15 protein-coding genes are annotated in these 18,460 nt (G+C 75.0%); 4 read left to right on the top strand and 11 right to left on the bottom strand.

From position 1 onward, the window contains the following. Window positions 1-92 precede the first annotated feature (92 nt). The gene (locus ACIPYS_RS11920) at window positions 93-2,891 is read right to left on the bottom strand and encodes an AAA family ATPase (protein WP_400745568.1); all 2,799 of its coding nucleotides are present in this window, start codon (window positions 2,889-2,891) and stop codon (window positions 93-95) included. Window positions 2,892-3,073: 182 nt separating this feature from the next. Between ACIPYS_RS11920 and ACIPYS_RS11915 the strand changes: the two genes are divergently transcribed. From ACIPYS_RS11915 to ACIPYS_RS11900, 4 genes are all read left to right on the top strand, one after another. Further along, entirely contained in the window at window positions 3,074-3,451 is a 378-nt protein-coding gene (locus tag ACIPYS_RS11915; RefSeq protein WP_093860996.1) for a nuclear transport factor 2 family protein, read from the top strand. A 139-nt stretch (window positions 3,452-3,590) separates the two neighbouring features. Further along, window positions 3,591-5,051, top strand: a complete 1,461-nt coding sequence (locus ACIPYS_RS11910; protein WP_400745565.1) for an MFS transporter — start codon at window positions 3,591-3,593, stop codon at window positions 5,049-5,051. Between the two features lie 239 nt (window positions 5,052-5,290). Further along, a complete protein-coding gene (locus tag ACIPYS_RS11905) occupies window positions 5,291-7,237 on the top strand; it encodes a prolyl oligopeptidase family serine peptidase (protein WP_093860998.1) in 1,947 nt (648 codons plus the stop codon). A gap of 13 nt (window positions 7,238-7,250) precedes the next feature. Further along, complete coding sequence (locus ACIPYS_RS11900) at window positions 7,251-7,826, top strand: hypothetical protein (protein ID WP_400745562.1); 576 nt, start codon at window positions 7,251-7,253, stop codon at window positions 7,824-7,826. Window positions 7,827-7,886: 60 nt separating this feature from the next. Here ACIPYS_RS11900 and ACIPYS_RS11895 read toward each other — a convergent pair whose 3' ends face one another. From ACIPYS_RS11895 to ACIPYS_RS11850, 10 genes are all read right to left on the bottom strand, one after another. Next, window positions 7,887-8,702, bottom strand: a complete 816-nt coding sequence (locus tag ACIPYS_RS11895) for an SURF1 family protein (protein ID WP_093861000.1) — start codon at window positions 8,700-8,702, stop codon at window positions 7,887-7,889. 154 nt (window positions 8,703-8,856) lie between these two features. Further along, window positions 8,857-10,350, bottom strand: a complete 1,494-nt coding sequence (locus ACIPYS_RS11890; protein ID WP_400745560.1) for a hypothetical protein — start codon at window positions 10,348-10,350, stop codon at window positions 8,857-8,859. Then, the gene (locus ACIPYS_RS11885) at window positions 10,347-10,511 is read right to left on the bottom strand and encodes a hypothetical protein (protein WP_400745558.1); all 165 of its coding nucleotides are present in this window, start codon (window positions 10,509-10,511) and stop codon (window positions 10,347-10,349) included. The genes ACIPYS_RS11890 and ACIPYS_RS11885 overlap by 4 nt, the downstream gene beginning before the upstream one ends. Before the next feature lie 14 nt (window positions 10,512-10,525). After that, complete coding sequence (locus ACIPYS_RS11880) at window positions 10,526-11,071, bottom strand: SigE family RNA polymerase sigma factor (protein WP_093864961.1); 546 nt, start codon at window positions 11,069-11,071, stop codon at window positions 10,526-10,528. Between the two features lie 252 nt (window positions 11,072-11,323). Further along, window positions 11,324-12,523: an aspartate-semialdehyde dehydrogenase gene (locus tag ACIPYS_RS11875; RefSeq protein WP_400745556.1), complete on the bottom strand. Its 1,200-nt coding sequence runs from the start codon at window positions 12,521-12,523 to the stop codon at window positions 11,324-11,326. Continuing rightward, window positions 12,520-13,800, bottom strand: a complete 1,281-nt coding sequence (locus tag ACIPYS_RS11870; RefSeq protein WP_093861004.1) for an aspartate kinase — start codon at window positions 13,798-13,800, stop codon at window positions 12,520-12,522. The genes ACIPYS_RS11875 and ACIPYS_RS11870 overlap by 4 nt, the downstream gene beginning before the upstream one ends. 358 nt (window positions 13,801-14,158) lie before the next feature. Continuing rightward, window positions 14,159-14,887, bottom strand: coding sequence for a DUF5063 domain-containing protein (locus tag ACIPYS_RS11865; RefSeq protein ID WP_231978627.1), 729 nt, complete (start codon window positions 14,885-14,887; stop codon window positions 14,159-14,161). Then, window positions 14,880-15,479, bottom strand: a complete 600-nt coding sequence (gene recR, locus ACIPYS_RS11860; RefSeq protein WP_030392621.1) for a recombination mediator RecR — start codon at window positions 15,477-15,479, stop codon at window positions 14,880-14,882. Before recR ends, ACIPYS_RS11865 begins: the two co-directional genes overlap by 8 nt. A gap of 295 nt (window positions 15,480-15,774) precedes the next feature. Continuing rightward, the gene (locus ACIPYS_RS11855) at window positions 15,775-16,113 is read right to left on the bottom strand and encodes a YbaB/EbfC family nucleoid-associated protein (protein ID WP_078879765.1); all 339 of its coding nucleotides are present in this window, start codon (window positions 16,111-16,113) and stop codon (window positions 15,775-15,777) included. Between the two features lie 58 nt (window positions 16,114-16,171). Further along, on the bottom strand, window positions 16,172-18,409 hold the full coding sequence (locus ACIPYS_RS11850) for a DNA polymerase III subunit gamma and tau (RefSeq protein WP_400745552.1): 2,238 nt from the start codon (window positions 18,407-18,409) through the stop codon (window positions 16,172-16,174). Window positions 18,410-18,460: the final 51 nt, after the last annotated feature.

Below are 18,460 nucleotides of genomic sequence, written 5' to 3'. Positions count from 1 at the left end.
GATGCTGGGATCATGGGCATTCGTTGCAATGGATTCGAAGTCGAAAGGCAATGCCGGACCGCATCGCCGTTGCAATGGAACGGGACTCTCGATCAGGCCGCGAACAACGCCGCCAGCTCCGTCCGCGAGGCGATCCCCAGCTTCGGGTAGGCCTTGTAGAGGTGGTGCCCGACGGTCCGCGGGCTGAGGAAGAGCTGCGCGGCGATGTCCCGGTTGGTCAGCCCCCGGGCCGCCAGCCGGGCGATCTGCAACTCCTGCGGGGTGAGCCCCGTCAGCGCGCCCCCGGCGGCGGCCGGGGCCGGGGCGGCGGTGCCGGTGGCGGTCAGTTCGGTGCGGGCGCGGTCCGCCCAGGGTTCGGCGCCGAGTCGCTCGAAGGTCTCCAGGGCGGCGCCCAGGTGCGGGCGGGCGTCCGTCCGACGGCGCTCCCGGCGCAGCCACTCGCCGTACAGCAGGGCGGTCCGGGCGTGTTCGAACGGGCGGTGGGCGCCCTCGTGCAGGTCGAGGGCGGCACGGTACGCGGATTCGGCGAACTCGTCCGGTCCGAGCAGTGCCTGGCAGCGCAGCCGCAGGGCCTCCGCCCAGGGCGTCCCGGCCGCGGCCGCCCAGCGGGCGAAGCGCTCGTACGGCTCGGCCGCCCGCTCCGGTCCGCCCAGCCGGACGACGGCCTCGACCAGGTCGGGAACCGCCCGGGTGGCGCCGACATGGTGCCGGTACGGCCCGGTGGTGAGCGCGTGCAGCCGGTCGGCGGCCGCCGCCGCGCGGCCCCGGCCGAGGTCCAGCAGGGCGAGCGCCCAGTGCGCCCACGGCTCCCCGGCGGCGGGCGCGGCCGAACCGGGGACCAGCGCCGCGGCCGCCAGCTCCGCGCACCGCTCGTCGGCCCCCGACAGAGCCGCCAAGCAGGCCAGCAGCGAGGCGAGTTGACTGGTCCACTGGGCCTGGCCGGTGTCCCGGGCGAGCGCCAGGCCCTCCGCCGCCGTGACCTCGGCGTCACGGTGCCGGCCGTGGAACAGTTCGGCCTCGGCGAGGAAGAACTGCAGCGTCGGCAGCACCCCGACCGTCCCCTTGGCCCGGGCCTCGGCCGTGAGTTCGGCGGCCAGCTCCAGCGTCTCGTGGTCCCGTCCGAGGACCAGGGTCGCGCCGCACAGCTGCACCAGGTCGACCGGGCTCTCCGCCCCGGCCCTCCGGGCCTCCGCGACGGTGGCGCGGACCTCGGGCAGCGGGTCGGCGGGACGACCCAGCGCGGGCAGTACGGCGGCCGGCAGGTGCCGGGCCAGCGGGGCGAGCGGTTCGTCCGCGCCCAGCGGCAGTGCGGCCAGCCGGTCGAGCACGGTGGCCACCGGCTCCTCCCCGACGTACCAGGCGGCGTGGAAGGCCTGGAGCAGCATCCGGGCCGCGTGCGCGGGCTCGATGTCGGTCGCGGCGGCGTCCAGCAGCAACCGGTACGCGGCCGGGTAGGCACCGCGCCAGAACTGCGCGACGGCCCGGACCTGGTCCAGCAGCGCGTGCGCGAAGACGCTGTCGGTGCGCGCGCCGGCCCGGTCCGCGAGCGACTCGGCCAGCTCCAGCTTCCCTTCCTCGGTCGCCGCTTCGGCGGCCAGCACGAGGCGCCGGGTGGCTCCGTCGCGGTCCGGGGTGAGCCCGGCGGCGCGCTCGTACGCGGCGGCCGCGCCGCCGTGGGCACCACGGGCCTCGGCCCGGACGGCGGTCCGCTCCAGCGCGTCGGCGAGTCCGGCGTCCGGCGCGGTGGCGGCGAGGGCGAGGTGCCAGGTCCGCCGGTCGCCCTCCTCCAGTGCCTCGCCGAGCGCCCGGTGGGCGGCCAACCGCTGCTGGAGCGGGGCCCGTTGGAGGACGGCCGCACGCAGCAGCGGGTGCCGGAAGGCGAACCGGCGGTCGGTGCCGACGGTCACCAGTCCGGCCCGCTCCGCGGGCTCCAGCGCGTCGGCGCCGGCCCCGAGCGCCGCGGCGGCGGCCAGGACGACGTCCAGCTCGCCGTTCTCCTCGGCCGCCGCGACCAGCAGCAGGGTCTGGGTCGCGGGCGGCAGGCCGGTGACCTGGCCGTGGAAGGCGATCCGGAGCCGACTGGTGAGCGCGAGCCCACCGGACGCCAAATCCGCCTCGGTGGAGGGAAGTTCGACGAGTGCCAGCGGGTTCCCGGCGGCTTCGGCGAGCAGTCGGCGGCGGGCCGGGCCGGTGAGGGCCGTGCCGGTACGGTCGTCGAGCAGGCGGACGGCGTCCGGTTCGGCCAGGCCGGTGAGCCGCAGCTCCGGCAGACCGGCCAGCGGTCCGGCGGCCGTAACCGGCAAGGCCGGGTCGCCGGCCCCACCGATGCCCGCTCCCCCGATGCCCGTCCCGCCGATGCCCGCCCCGGCCCCGGCGTCCGCCCCGGCCCCGGTGTCCCGGGCGGCGAGCAGCAGGGCGACGCCCTCGGCCTGGAGCCGGCGCGCGGCGATCAGCAGAGCGTCCAGCGAGGAGCGGTCGAGCCACTGCACATCGTCGACCACGCACAACAGCGGTTGCTCGGAAGCGAGTTCGGCGAGCAGCCCGAGCGTGGCCAGTCCGGCGAGCAGCCGGTCGGCGCCGCCGGTCGCCTCACCGAGCCCGAACGCGCCCTCCAGCGAACGCCGTTGCGGCCCGGGCAGGGCGTCCAGGTGGTCCAGGCCGGACGCCAGCAGCAGGCTCAGCCCGGCGAAGGGGAGCTCGGCCTCGTACTCGACGCCGGTCGCCCGGATCACCCGGAACCCGTCACCGGCCGCCGCCACCGCGTACTCCAGCACGGCCGTCTTGCCGATCCCCGGCTCGCCGCGCAGCAGCAGGACGCCACTGCGACCGCCGCGCGCCCCGTCGAGCAGCGCGTCGACGGCCGCCCGCTCCCGTTCCCGCCCGTACAGCATCCCGGTCTCCTCCCCCGCGGGCCCCCGTGCCCGGCAGGTCCGACCCTACTGGCGCTCACCCCGGTACCCCCTACCTATCCGTGACGGATTCGCCCGCGGCCCGTCGTCCGTAAGTTTTCGACCAGCGGGAAACGGGCCACCGGACACCGCACCAACCACCGCACCGGACAAGGGAGAAGACCATGACCGCCAACCTGCCCACCGACCTCGGACAGCTCGCCGCCACCTACCTCGCCGCGTGGAACGAGACCGACCCGACCGCCCGCCGGAAGCTGATCGACGAGGCGTGGGCCGAGGACGGCCGCTACACCGACCCGCTGGCGGCCGTCACCGGGCGCGAAGGCGTCGATGCGCTGATCGGCGCGGCGCAGGGGCAGTTCCCCGGCCTGGTGTTCACGCTCGGCCCGGTCGACGCCCACCACGACATCGCACGTTTCACGTGGAACCTCGGCCCGGCCGGGGAGGAGCCGCTGGTCATCGGCTTCGACGTGCTGGTCGCCGACGCGGAGGGCCGGATCGCCTCGGTGTACGGCTTCCTCGACCGCGTCCCCGGCGCCTGAACCGTCGGCCTCCGCCGACTGCCGACCGTACCCCGGGGCGGGCGCCACCTGTGCCCGCCCCGGTCCCGGCCCACACGCACCCCACACCACGCACCCCAGCACCACACACCCCGCCGCCACGCACCCACCGGAGCAGACGTTGTCCAGCACCCTGACCGCCCGGAGCACCGCCCCCACCGTCCCCGCCGCCCCCAGCGCCGCCCCCGCACCGACCACCACCTCCCCTACCGCCCCCGCACCGCGCGGCCTGCTGCCGGTCCTGCTGACCGCGACCTTCATGACCGCCCTGGACGTCTTCGTCGTCAACGTCGCCATCCCCTCCCTCCAGACCGACCTGAGAGCCGGACCGGCCGCCGTCCAATGGGTGGTGGCCGGCTTCGGCCTGGCCCTCGCCGTCGGACTGATCACCGCGGGCCGGCTCGGTGACCGGTACGGCCGCCGCCGGATGTTCGGCCTCGGCCTGGCCCTGTTCACCCTGGCCTCGGCCGCCTGCGGCCTGGCGCCGACGGCGGGCAGCCTGGTCGGCGCCCGGGTCGCCCAAGGGCTGGCGGCCGCACTGATGGGCCCGCAGGTGCTGGCGATCCTGCGGACCGCCTACACCGGCACGGCGCAGGCCCGGGCGTTCGCCATGTACGGCCTGACGATGGGCCTCGGAGCGGTGTTCGGCCAGCTGATCGGCGGCGTGCTGATCCGCGCCGACCTGTTCGGCCTGGACTGGCGCAGCTGTTTCCTGCTCAACCTGCCGGTCGGCCTGGCCGCCCTGGCCCTGGTCCGACGCTGCCTGCCCGAGTCGCGCGCCCCGCACCGGCCGGGCCTCGATCCGGTGGGCGTCGTGCTGGTCACCCTCGCCCTGACCGGTCTGGTGCTGCCGCTGATCCAGGGCCGCGAGAGCGGCTGGCCGCTGTGGACCGGGCTCTGCCTGGCCGGCGCGGCGGCACTGCTCGTGCTCCTCACCGTCCACCAGCACCGGCGCGGGCTCGCGGGCGGCTCGCCGCTGCTCGACACCCGGCTGTTCCGGGACCGCGCGTTCACCACCGGTCTGCTCGCCCAGCTGGCCTTCTGGCTCGGCCAGGCCTCGTTCTTCCTGGTGCTCGCCCTCTATCTGCAGCCGGGCCTCGGGCTGGACGCGCTCGGGGCGGGCCTGGTCTTCACCGCGATCGGCCTCGGCTACCTGCTGACCTCCACCGCCGCGCACCGGGTGGCCGCCCGGCTCGGCCGGCAGGCGATCGCGCTGGGCGGGCTGCTGATGGCCGCCGGCCTGGGTCTGCTCGGGCTGGCCGTGCACCTGGCGGGCACCACGGGCAGCGTCTGGTGGCTTGCGCCGGGCCTGTTCGTGGACGGGCTCGGAATGGGTCTGGTGATCGCCCCGGTGACCTCGCTGGTGCTGGCCGGCGTCGAACCCCGGCTGGCCGGCTCGGCCGCGGGCCTGGTGGCCACCGTCCAGCAGGTCGCGGGGGCACTCGGGGTCGCGCTGATCGGCGTCCTCTACTACGGCGCCGCCGACCCGGCCACCGCCTTCGGGCGCTGCCTGGGGGCGCTGGCGGTCCTGGAGGTGCTGCTGGCGGGCCTGGTCCAGCTGCTGCCCCGCCGAGCGGGGTGAGCCGGTCGGAAGGACCGGAACCGTCGACCTGGCCCACAGGGCCCACAGGGCCCACAGGGCCGGCAGGACCAGCAGGACCAGAACGATCGGGACGACAAGCAGGACCGGGACGACCGGGAGGGTCGGCCGGGGCGCGAGGCCCGGAGGAACAGGCAGGAGGGGAGGGCCGCACCGGCCCTCCCCTCCCCCGTTTCCCCGTCCCGTTCCGTTTCCTCGCCCCGATCTGGTTGGGTGGGTGGATGAGCGAGGAGAAGAGCGCCGTTCCGGCGTGGGAGCAGCGGTTCAGGGCGGCACGGGTCTCCCTGCCGGACTGGGCCGAGGACGCCCCCGACCGGGCGCTGTACGTGTCCAACTCCAGCGGTACCTACGAGGTCTACGCCTGGGACCGCGCCACCGACACCCACCGGCGGGCCACCGACCGCCCGAACGGCACCACCGATGCCGAGCTGTCCCCCGACGGCGAGTGGATCTGGTGGTTCGACGACAGCGACGGCGACGAGTACGGCGTCTGGCGCCGCCAGCCGTTCGCCGGCCGTCCCGAGGGCGCCACCGGTCCGGACGAGGAGGCCGTCCCCGGCCTGGCCCCGTCCTACGAGGCGGGTCTGGCCCTGGGCCGGGACGGCACCGTGGTGGTCGGCCGGTCCACCGACGAGGACGGCACCACCCTGCACCTGCGCCGCCCGGGCGCGACCGAGGCCGTCGAGATCTACCGGCACGCCGAGTACGGCGGTGTCGGCGACCTGAGTCACGACGGCACCCTGCTGGCCATCGACCACACCGAGCACGGCGACGCCATGCACGGCGCGATCCGGGTGGTCCGCCTCGTCGGCGACGGAACCGCGGCCGGAACCGGAACGGGAACCGCCGACGAAACCGCCGCCGACGCCGACGCCGCAACCGCCGTCCCCACCGTCGCCGAGCTGGACGAGGTCACCGGCCACGAGCACCCGCGCGGGGTCGCCTGCCTCGGCTTCGCGCCCGTCGACGGCGACACCCGGCTGCTGGTCGCCCACCAGCGCACCGGCCGCTGGGAGCCGATGATCTGGGACGTCGCGACCGGCGAGGAGACCGCCCTCGTGCTCCGCGACGAGCAGGGCCGCGAACTGCCCGGCGACCTCTCCGCCCAGTGGCGCCCCGGCGCCCGCGCGCTGCTGATCGAGCACGAGTACGAGGCGCGCAGCGAGCTGTTCTCGTACTCCCTGGACGAGGGCGTGCTCACCCGGCTGGACACCCCGCGGGGCACGGTCGGCGGAGCCACCCCCCGCCCCGACGGCACGGTGGAGTTCCTGTGGTCCTCCGCCGCCGACCCGTCCGCCGTCCGCTCCACCGCCGGCACGGTCGTGCTGCGCGCGCCCGGCGCCGTCCCGCCCGGCTCGGTGCCGGTCGAGGACGTCTGGGTGGACGGGCCGGGCGGCCGGGTGCACGCGCTGGTCCAGCGGCCGGCCGGGGCGGGCGAGGGCCCGTTCCCGACCGTCTTCGAGGTCCACGGCGGCCCGACCCACCACGACAGCGACTCCTTCGCCGCCGGACCGGCCGCCTGGCTGGACCACGGCTTCGCGGTGGTCCGGGTCAACTACCGCGGCTCGACCGGCTACGGCCAGGCCTGGACGGACGCGCTGCGCGAGCGGGTCGGCCTGATCGAGCTGGAGGACATCGCGGCCGTGCGCGGCTGGGCAGTGGAGAGCGGGCTGGCCGACCCGGACCGGCTGGTGCTGGCCGGCGGCTCCTGGGGCGGCTACCTCACCCTGCTCGGGCTCGGCGTGCAGCCCGAGCTGTGGAGCCTCGGCGTCGCCGCCGTTCCGGTCGCGGACTACCTGACCGCGTACGACGACGAGATGGAGGCGCTGAAGGCGATCGACCGCACGCTCTTCGGCGGGACGCCCGAGGAGGTGCCCGAGCGCTGGACCGCCTCCTCCCCGCTGACGTACATCGACCGGGTCGCGGTCCCGGTCTACATCAGCGCCGGGGTCAACGACCCGCGCTGCCCGATCAAGCAGATCGACAACTACGTCGAGGCGCTGGAGCGGCTCGGCAAGCCGCACGAGGTGTACCGCTACGACGCCGGGCACGGCTCGCTGGTCGTGGACGAGCGGATCAAGCAGTTGCGGTTGGAGATCGACTTCGTCCGCCGGCACCTCGGCGGACTCCCGGTCGGCGAGAATCTGGCGGACACCGAGAAGCAGTGAACGGGGGACACGGGTGAGACGCCTGCTGACGATCCTGGGGGCGGGGGTGGCCGGGGCACTGGTGCTCACCGGCTGCTCGGGGCAGGACGACGACGGCGGGAGCGCGGCCTGCCCGCCGGCCGTCTCGCCGTCCTCCGCCGCGCCGTCCGCCTCGCCCCCGCCCTCCTCCCCGGCCCCGCCGTCCGCCACCGCGCCGCCCACGGCCACCTCCACGGTGGTGAAGGCCGCCTTCCGCACGGCGGTGGCCGGGGCCGGGGCCGGGGAGGAGGGCGGGGTGGTGCTGCTCGCCAAGTCCGGCTCGAAGGGGTCGAAGAGCTCCAAGAGCTCGAAGAGCGGCCGCACGACGCGTCACCACACCGACCGGTACGACTCCGACGACGATTCCAACGGCAGCGGCGGCAACAACGGCCGCCGCTGCGACAACCCGCCGCCAGCCACGTCAGCGTCACCGACCGCACCACCGTCACCGACCGCTCCGGTTCCACCGATGCCGTCGGGCTCGGCAGGGGTGCCGGTACTGCCGTCCAAGCCGGCGGTCCCGGCCGTGCCGGCGGTCCCGGCCGTGCCACCGGCGAAGCCGACCCGCTGACCCGAGGCCGGCGGCCCCGGCTCCGGGGGCGCCGGAGCTGGGGGCACCGGAGCCGGGCGGTCAGTCCAGGACCGGGTCCAGTCCGAGGGCCCGGTCCTGCTCGGCCTCGGCCTCGCGGCGCAGCAGCCGGAACCACATGAACACCACGAAACCGCCGAAGACGAACCACTCCAGCGTGTAGCCGAGGTTCTGGAACGCCCGCAGCGAGAGGCCGTCTCCACCCTGCGGCTGGACGGTCGGCACCGGCGTGAGCCCGTCCGGCGCGACGTCGGCGGACACCCAGCCGTCGTACCAGCCGTCGAGGGCGAGCTTGTTGACGAGGGCGGCACGGTTGATGGTGCCGAGCTGCCCCTCCGGGAGGCCGCCGGCCACGGCGCCGTTGCTCCCGCTGGTCTCGCCCGCCTGGAGCCGACCGCCGATGGTCACCTCGCCGGTGGGCGCGTCCACCGGCGCCCCGGGCGCGGACGCCCCGGCCTGCGGTGCCCCGGCCGGCGGCGTTCCCGGCGCCCAGCCGCGGACGACCGCGACCGTCCGGCCGTCGGCGGTGCGCAGCGGGGTGAGCACGTAGTAGCCCTGTCGGCCGTCCAGCACCCGGTTGGGGACCAGCAACTGGTGCTCCGGGTCGAAGGTGCCGGTGACCGTCACGGCGCGGCCGACGGTGTCGGTGGTGACCTGCGGCCGGTCGGCGGCCAGCAGTTCACCGAGCGGACGGGGCGCGCCGGCGTCGTTCACGGCCCGGCTGATCTCCTGGTGCGAGGAGACGCGGTCCTCGAACCGGCCGAGCTGCCAGGAACCGAGCCAGACGCACACCGCCACGGCCGCCACGGCCAGCGCGGTGCCGCTCAGCCAGCGCGGGGTGAGGAGAAACCGGTACACACCCCCCACGGTAACCACTCCTCACACTCCGCCCGTCCCCAGGCCCCCGTCTCGGAGCCGGAAGTCGGCCCCGCCGACTTCCCGCGCGCGGCTCCGGCCGGGCCCGCCGAGCCGCCCGGGCTGCTCGAACCGCCCGGGCGGACGCCCGCGCCGGTCACCCCGCGGACGGCGAGGTACCGGGCGCCGGCGTCCGGGCGTCCGGCACGACGACCCGCGGCGCGGTGCGGTAGACCGTGCCCGCGCAGGCGTCGGCCAGGACGACCCGGGCGGAGGCCGGGTTGCCCGGGGCCGGCGTGTACGCCAGGGTGACGCTCGACGAGGCCCCGCCCGGCCCGGGCACCGGGGTCGCGGACGGGCTCGGGGTCCCGGTGCTCCCCCCGGTCGTCGAACCGCTCGGCTGCGGGGTCGTGCTCGGTGACCCGGTGGGACCGCCCGCCGGAGCCGCCTCGGTGGCCCCGCCCGCCCCGCTCAGCTCGCCCGCCCCGGCGGGAGCACCGGTGGACGTTCCCGGACCGCCCGTCCGGCCGCCGGTCGCCGCGACGCCGACGGGGCCCGGACCGGCGCCACCTCCGGTGCTCGGGCCCGCTCCGGCCCCGGAGCCCGGCCCCGGGCCCGTGGCGCTCGGGCCGCCCGCCCCGCCGGAACCGCCGGCCCCGGGCAACGCGCCGCCCCCGCCCGTGCCCGGGCCGCCGGTCGCCCCGCCGTTGCCCATTGCGGACCCGGTGGCGCCGCCACCGGTCGCCCCGCCCGCCGCACCACCGCCCGCCGCGCCACCGGTCGAACTCGCTCCTCCCGAACCGGCGGAGGCACTCGGCGAGGTCGTCCCACCGAGGACGGGACAGCCCGCCGGGTCCGGGATCCACGCGATGTCGACCCGGTAGACGGCGCGCGGCGCGAGGACGAGGCCGTTGCTCCCGGCATCGGCCCCCGCCGCGGGGCCGGCCGAGGGCCCGGGCGCGGGCAGACCGGTCGCCGGGTCGCCCGCGGTGTGGAAGGCGATCCGGATCCTCCCGTTGTCCGCCCCCGTGCTGCCGCTGCTGCCGGTGGCTCCCGTCCTGCCGGTGACCGTGACCGATCCGGGCCCGCCGAGCCGGCAGCTGCGTCCGGAGACATTGGTCATCGTGAAGGATCCGTAGATCCGGCCGTCCGCGTCGGGGGCGCCGAGCTGCGCGGTGCCCTGTCCCAGATCGGCCCGGGTGCAGAGCGCCAGGACCGGGGTGTCGGCCCCGCCGTCGGTGGTGCTGGGGCTCGGGTCGAAGGTGCCGGGCTGCTGGCCGGCGCTGCTGCCGCCGGCGCTCGGCTCACTGCCGACGCTGCCGGACGGGCTGCCGGGAACGGTCGGGGCCCCGCTGTCGAGGACCGGCGGGCGGTGGGCACCGCCGGTGCTCCCGCCGGGGAGGGTGCCGGCGGGACTGGGCGAGACACTGCCGCTGCCCGCGCCGGACGACCCGGGGCCGCCGGACAGGCCCAGGTGGTCCGTGGTGTGCAGGGCCGGCAGGAGGAAGGAGGCGACCACGGCCACCGCGGCGACGCCGGTCCAGGCCCCGCGCCGGGCGGCCCTGCGCCGCGGCACCGCCCGGCGGATGCGCTGGAGTCCGGCGGGATCCGGCTGGACCTCGGCGACCGCCCGAAGCATCAACTCCCTCACCAGCCGCTCCTCGTGGCCGGCCCCGCCGCCGTCGGCCGGCCGACCGCCGTCATCCGGCCGGCCTGCACCGCCCGGCCGGCCGCCGTCACCCGACGGGCGGCCGTCACCCGACGGACCGCCGTCGCCCGTTCGGCCACCGTCACCCCGCCGGGCGCCGTCACCCATCCGACCGTCCTCAGCCATGCCCGGCCTCCATCTGGACCCTCAGCGCGGCGAGCCCCCGTGAGCCGTACGCCTTCACCGAACCGAGCGAGATGCCGAGGGTCTCGGCGACCTGCGCCTCCGTCATGTCCACGAAGTAGCGCAGCACCAGCACCTCCCGCTGACGGCGTTGCAGACCCCGTAGCGCGACCTTCAACTGGTCCCGCTCCAGCGCATCGTAGGCGCCTTCTTCTGCACTGGCCATGTCAGGCATCGGCTTCGGCAGCAGCCGCAGTCCGAGGATCCTGCGCCGCAGCGTCGACCGGGACAGGTTGACCACGGTCTGCCTCAGATAGGCGAGGGTCTTCTCCGGTTCCCGCACCCGCCGCCTGGCCGCGTGCACCCGGATGAACGCCTCCTGGACCACGTCCTCGCAGCTCGACAGATCGTCGAGGAGCAGTGCCGCCAGCCGCAGCAGCGAGCGGTAGTGCGCCTGATAGGTCTCGGTGAGGAGGTCCTCGCTGGCACCGGCAGCGGTGTCGGCGCCAGGACCCGCGGCACCGGGTGCAACTGCCGTCATCTGGCTATCTTCCGGCCTATCCGCAGGCCACTGGACACGCGACGGGAACGTCACCGCGGCTGCCGCCGAGATGCCCGCCCCCGCCCCCACCATCACGTTCGCCACGCCCGTTGGACACTCGATCCCCTGTCATGGTTGCCCGGCCCCCGCGCATATTCTCGCGCATGGTCCGAACGCCCCTCCAGGGAATTCAGCGAGGATTCGTCAAGCAGTCCGCGAACAAACCGCGCAGACTCCGGGTGGACGGGCTGATCAGCCCGCCGCGCCACCGTCCGCGCCCGTCCCGGCTCCCTCGGCACCGGCGGCGCCGGACCCCTCGACGCGGAACCTCTCGACGCCGTTCGCCTCGACGCCGTTCGCCTCGACGCCGTTCGCCTCGGCGTCGTCCGCCGCCGTGGCCCGGTCGGCGATCTCCCGCGCCACCAGCTCGGCGATCTGAAGGGCGTTCAGCGCCGCGCCCCGCCGCAGGTTGTCGCCGCAGAGGAAGACGTCCAGCGCGTTCGGGTCGTCCAGGGCGCGCCGCAGCCGGCCCACCCAGACCGGGTCCGTGCCCACCACGTCGTTCGGTGTCGGGAACTCCCCCGCCGCCGGGTCGTCGTACAGCAGCACCCCGGGGGCGTCGCGGAGGATCTCGTGGGCGTGCTCCTGGGTGACCTCGCGCTCGAACACCGCGTGCACGGCCAGCGCGTGGGTGCGCACCACCGGGATCCGCACACAGGTCGCCGAGACCTTGAGCCCGGGCAGACCGAGGATCTTGCGGGACTCGTCGCGCACCGTGCGCTCCTCCGAGGACCAGCCGCCGTCGGTCAGCACGCCGGCCCAGGGCACCGCGTTGAGCGCGAGGGGGGCGGCGAACGGTCCGTGGTCGGCGATCACCGCCCGCAGGTCGCCGGTCTGTTCGCCGACCTCGGTGCCGGCCACCTGGGCGAGCTGGGCGCGCAGCGCGTCCGTGCCGTCCCGGCCGAGCCCGGAGGCGGCCTGGTAGGAGGCGACCACCAGCGACTCCAGGCCGTACTCGGCGTGCAGGGCGCCGATCGCCGCGATCATGGTCAGGGTGGTGGAGTCCGGGCTCGCCACGATCCCGCGCGAGCGCATCCGCACGGCGGCCGCGTTGACCTCGGGCACCACCAGCGGGACGGCGTCGTCCAGCCGGAACGCGCCGGAGTTGTCGACCACCACGACGCCCTTGGCGGCCGCGATCGGCGCCCAGCGGGCGGCGATCTGCTCGGGGACGTCGAACAGCGCGACGTCCACCCCGTCGAAGAGCTCCTCGGACAGCGGGAGGACCTCGACGGACTCCCCGCGCACGACCGCCTTGCGGCCGGCCGAGCGCGGGGAGGCGGCGAGACGGATCTCGCCCCAGATGTCCTGGCGGAGGGAGAGCAGGCCGAGCAGCACCTCGCCGACCGCGCCGGTGGCGCCGACGACGGCGAGGTTCGGCCGCCGGGTCATCGCCCGGTGCCCCCGTAGACCACGGCCTCGTCCGTCTCACTGTCCAGCCCGAAGGCGGAGTGGACGGCCTGCACGGCGGCGTTGACGTCGTCGGCGCGGGTGACCACCGAGATCCGGATCTCCGAGGTGGAGATCAGCTCGATGTTGACGCCGGCCGCGGAGAGCGCCTCGAAGAAGGTCGCCGTGACGCCCGGGTTGGAGCGCATGCCCGCGCCGACCAGCGAGATCTTGCCGATCGCGTCGTCGTAGCGGAGCGACTCGTAGCCGATGCCCTCCCGGACCCGCTCCAGCGCGTCGATGGCCTTCTGGCCCTCGGCCTTCGGCAGGGTGAAGGAGATGTCGGTCAGACCGGTCGACGCCGCCGAGACGTTCTGCACGACCATGTCGATGTTGACCTCGGCGTCGGCGATGGCACGGAAGATGCGTGCCGCCTCGCCCGGCTTGTCGGGGACGCCGACGACCGTGACCTTGGCCTCGGACGTGTCATGGGCGACTCCGGAGATGATGGCCTGCTCCATCTCGCCCCCTTCGGGCTGGTGCGGGTTGTCGTTGCTGACGATCGTCCCGGGAAGACCCGAGAACGACGAGCGTACGTGAATCGGGATGTTGTAGCGGCGCGCGTACTCCACACAGCGGTCGAGCAGCACCTTGGAACCGGACGAGGCCAGCTCCAGCATGTCCTCGTAGGCGATCCAGTCGATCTTGCGGGCCTTCTTCACCACGCGCGGGTCGGCGGTGAACACGCCGTCCACGTCGGTGTAGATCTCGCAGACCTCGGCCTTGAGGGCGGCGGCGAGGGCGACGGCGGTGGTGTCCGAGCCGCCCCGGCCGAGCGTGGTGATGTCCTTGCTCGACTGCGAGACGCCCTGGAAACCGGCCACGATCGCGATGTTGCCCTCGTCCAGGGCGGTGCGGATGCGGCCCGGCGTCACATCGATGATGCGCGCCTTGTTGTGGACGGAGTCGGTGATGACGCCGGCCTGGCTTCCTGTGAACGACTGCGCCTCGTGGCCCAGGGATTTGATCGCCATGGCCAGCAGTGCCATGGAGATGCGCTCTCCAGCGGTCAGCAGCATGTCGAACTCGCGGCCGGCGGGGAGAGGTGACACCTGCTCCGCGAGTTCGATGAGCTCGTCCGTCGTGTCGCCCATCGCGGACACCACGACGACGACCTCATGGCCGGCCTTCTTGGCGTCAACGATTCGACGGGCCACGCGCTTGATGCCCTCGGCATCCGCAACGGATGAGCCGCCGTACTTCTGCACGACAAGGCCCACGTGCGCTCCTCGACTTGTGTCGTTTCCGGGGGCCCTCGGCCCCCTCACCCCCGGGTGGCGGGGGCTGTGCGGTCGGCGCCAGTCTACCGAGCGGGGGTGCCCCGACCTCCGCTTTCCATATGATGAGACACACGTTTCGGCAGGTGAGCGGGGGTGTGGATACCGCCACCGGCAGGTCTGCGGGCGGGCGGGCGCCGTTCCGGAGAATCGGCGGACGAAGGGGCGGCCGCCCCGGGGTTTTCCGTCGGTGGCCGGGAGTGAGGTTTCCGTCACACTCCCGTCCGCCGGGGCCCCCGGGCGGCCGACGTCCCCGCCCTCCGCCTCCTCGCGCCCCCGGTCGCGCCAGGGGTCGACAGCCCTAGTGGCCCAGGCCGAGCTCGGCCGCCATCAGGTCGCCCGCCTGCTGCTCCAGCTGCTCGTCGGTGAGCCCGTCGTTGTCGGTGTCCGCCCCGTCCGGCGCCGCCCCGATCGGGCTGTCCAGCCGGACGTGCGCGATCAGCGACTGCAGCGCCCGCAGGACGGCCGTGCAGGTCGTACCCCAGTTGGACAGGTACGAGAACTGCCACCACCAGAGCGCCTCGCTGACCCGGCCCTCGCGGTAGTGGGTGAGCCCGTGCTGCAGCTCGCTCACCACCCCGGCCAGGTCGTCCGAGATCCGGAACGCGCTCGGCTTCTCCGGCGGCCCGTACGGGTCGAAGACCTCGTGGTAGACGTCGATCGGCGCGAGCAGCACCGCCAGCCGCTCCCGCAGCTGCTCGCCGTCCGGCTCCGGACCAGCGTCGGGCTCGAAGCGGTCCTCGGGGACGACGTCCTCGATGGCGCCCAGCCGGCCGCCGGCCAGCAGCAACTGCGAGACCTCCAGCAGGAGGAGGGAGACGGCGCTGCCGGGCTCGTCGCCCTTGGCGACCTCGGTCACCGAGAGCACGAAGCTCTCCACCGAGTCCGCGATCTGCACCGCGAAGTCGTCCGGCTCCGAGCCGTGGCCGTGCGTGTGCGGAGGACGCGGCACCTGCGCGGTGTCCCTGGCCTCCTCCGGCCCGGCCTGATGGGGCGCGTGTGGCTGCTGGTTGATCGTCCGGTCAGACATCGAGCAGTCGTCTCCCTTCGAAGGCGCGACCGAGTGTGACCTCGTCCGCGTACTCCAGATCCCCGCCGACGGGCAGGCCGCTCGCCAGGCGGGTCACCTTCAGGCCCATCGGCTTGCAGAGCCGGGCCAGGTAGGTGGCGGTCGCCTCCCCCTCCAGATTGGGGTCGGTGGCCAGGATCAGCTCGGTGACGGTGCCGTCGGCGAGCCGTGCCAGCAGCTCCCTGATCCGCAGATCGTCCGGGCCGACGCCCTCGATCGGGCTGATCGCACCGCCCAGCACGTGGTAGCGGCCGCGGAACTCCCGGGTGCGCTCGATGGCGACGACGTCCTTGGGTTCCTCGACCACACAGATGACCGCGAGGTCGCGACGCGGGTCCAGGCAGACCCGGCACTGCTCGGCCTCCGCGACATTGCCGCAGACGGCGCAGAACCGGACCTTGTCCTTGACCTCCAGCAGCGCGTGCGCCAGCCGGCGGACGTCGACCGGGTCGGCCTGCAGGACGTGGAAGGCGATCCGCTGCGCGCTCTTGGGCCCGACGCCGGGCAGCCTGCCCAGTTCGTCGATCAGGTCCTGAACCACGCCCTCGTACAACGTCGCGCCTTCCCTCGGGTTGGACCGGTGGCACCCGCGCGGGGTGCTCCGGTGCCATCATCCAACGAATCGGACGCCGGGCGCACCGCCCGACGCCCGACTCCCGCATTAATCACACAGGTCCGTTGTCCGAACTCCGGACCCGGCCGTCCGCCCCGTACGCTCCGGTGCCCCGGTCGGTACCCGCTGTCACGGCCGGGCCGCCACGCGGGACGACACAGGCGGGCCGTCACCCGCGGGCCGTCACGGCCAGGCCGTCACACGCGCGCCGTCACCGCCACGGGCGGGGTCACCGTCAGAACGGCAGGCCCGGGATCCCGCCGCCGAGGCCCTGGGTCAGCGGGCCCATCCGCTCGGCCTGCATCTTCTGCGCGGCCTGATTGGCGTCCCGGACGGCCGCCAGGACGAGGTCGGCCAGCGTCTCGGTGTCCTCCGGGTCGACGGCGGCCGGGGCGATGGTCAGCGCCACCAGCTCGCCGGAACCGGTCACCGTCGCCTCGACCAGGCCACCGCCCGCCGATCCGCTCACCTTGGCCTCGGCCAGCTCCTGCTGTGCCTGGGCGAGGTCCTGCTGCATCTTCTGCGCCTGCTTGAGCAGCGCCTGCATGTTGGGCTGGCCACCACCGGGAAACACGGCTCACTCCTTGCGTTCGGTCCGCTCCTGCATCGTCCTCGACGAGCCTACGTGCTGCTCAGTTGCCACCGTGCCGGATCTCCTCCAGCACCGTGGCCCCCAGCTCGCGGATGATCAGCTCCTGGCCGGAGAACACGTCCTCGTTCAGATCGGGGTCGTCCTCCTCCGGCACGTCGTCCTCCGGGGCCACCCCCTGCGCCGGGTACGCCGACGACGACGGCGGCGGTGCCTGGACGGGCGGCGGCACCGGAGCGGCGGGCGCCGGGGTCGGCGCGGCGACCGGGCGGGGCGCCGGAGCGGGCGCGGCGACGGGAGCCGGCACGACGGGCGCCGTCTGGGGCGCGGGCGCCGCCGGACGCGCCGGTGGGGCACCCCAACCGCCCCCGCCGCCACCACTGCCGCTCGGGGCCGCGGCGCCACCGGAACCGCCACCGGGGCCACCCGCGCCGCCGGACGGGTCGACGATGCACTCGATCCGCCAGTCCACGCCGAGCGCGTCGGCCAGCGCGGCCCGCAGCACGTCGTCGCTGTTGCTGCTCACGAAGCTGTCGCGGGCACCCGCGTTGATGAACGAGACCTGGAGCACGCTGCCGTCGAACCCGGCCACCTGGCCGTTCTGGCTGAGCAGGATCCAGGTGAACCGGCGCCGGTTCTTCACCGCCTCCAGGATCTGCGGCCACAGCTGCCGGACCTGGCCCGCACCCTGCTGCGCCGCCGCCGACGGCTGCCCGCCGGGCGCCGGAGCGGGGACGGGAGCCGGCGCGGGCGCGGCCGGAGCGGCCACCGGAGCGGGCTGCACAGGGGCGGGCGCGGCCACGGGGGCCGGGGCCGCCGCCGCGGGCGCCTCCCCGGCGGGCGGGAAGCTCCGCTTGATCGGCCACGCCCCGGGCGCCGGGCCGGCCGGCTGCGCGGGAGCGGGGGCCGGGGCGGGCGTCGGCTGCACCGGCGCCGACGGCACGACCTGCGGCATCTCGACGACCGCCGGCACCACCGGCGGCGCCTGCACCGCCGGTGCCGTCGGCGGTGCGACCGCCGCCGCCACCGGACCACCGGCCGGGGCGACACCGACCGGGGCGACACCGGCCGGGACGACACCGCCGGGCACGGCGAAGCCACCGGCCCCGGCGAAGCCACCGCTCGCGGCCCGCCGCTCCAGCTTGTCCAGCCGCGCCTGCAACGACAGCTCGTCGCTGTAGGCGCCCGGCAGCATCACCCGGGCACAGATCAGCTCCAGCTGGAGCCGGGGCGCCGCGTTGCCGCGCATCTCCGTCAGCCCGGTGTTGACGAGGTCCGCCGCCCGGCTCAGCTCCGCCGCCCCGAACGCGTCCGCCTGCGCCTGCATCACCGCGATCCGGTCGGCCGGGGCGTCGATCAGCCCCTTCTCCCCCGCGTCCGGCACGGTGGCGAGGATCACCAGGTCACGCAGCCGCTCCAGCAGGTCCGCGACGAACCGGCGCGGGTCGTGACCGCCCTCGACCACCCGGTCGACCACCTGGAAGACCGTCGCCCCGTCGTGCGCGGCGAACGCGTCCACCACCTCGTCCAGCAGCGCCGAGTCCGTGTACCCGAGCAGCGACGTGGCCATCCCGTACGTCACACCGCCCTCGGCGGCGCCGGCCAGCAGCTGGTCCATCACGGACATCGAGTCACGCACCGAACCGGCGCCCGACCGCACCACCAGCGGGAACACGGAGTCCTCGACCTGGATCCCCTCCCGGCCGCACACCTCCGCCAGGTAGTCGCGCAGCGTGCCGGGCGGCACCAGCCGGAACGGGTAGTGGTGGGTCCGGGACCGGATCGTCCCGATCACCTTCTCCGGCTCGGTGGTGGCGAAGATGAACTTCAGGTGCTCCGGCGGCTCCTCCACCACCTTCAGCAGCGCGTTGAAGCCGGCCGAGGTCACCATGTGCGCCTCGTCCAGGATGAAGATCTTGTACCGGCTGTGCACCGGCGCGAAGAACGCCCGCTCGCGGAGGTCCCGCGCGTCGTCCACACCACCGTGCGAGGCCGCGTCGATCTCGATCACGTCGATCGACCCGGGCCCGCCCGTGGCGAGGTCCGTGCAGGACTGGCACTCACCGCACGGCGTGGGCGTCGGCCCCTGCTCGCAGTTCAGACAGCGGGCCAGGATGCGGGCGCTCGTCGTCTTGCCGCAGCCGCGCGGGCCGCTGAACAAGTACGCGTGGTTGACCCTGTTGTTGCGCAGGGCCTGCTGGAGCGGAGCGGTCACGTGATCCTGCCCGATGACCTCCGCGAAGGTCTCCGGGCGGTAGCGGCGGTACAGGGCTAGGGACACACCCCCGACGATATCGGGACGGACCGACAAACGCGTCGCCCCTCGGCCCCC

Source organism: Kitasatospora sp. NPDC089913, assembly GCF_044748625.1.
GTDB lineage: Bacteria > Actinomycetota > Actinomycetes > Streptomycetales > Streptomycetaceae > Kitasatospora.
The sequence above is the reverse complement of the archived record's forward strand: the minus strand, read 5'-3'. Positions and strand labels throughout refer to the sequence as shown.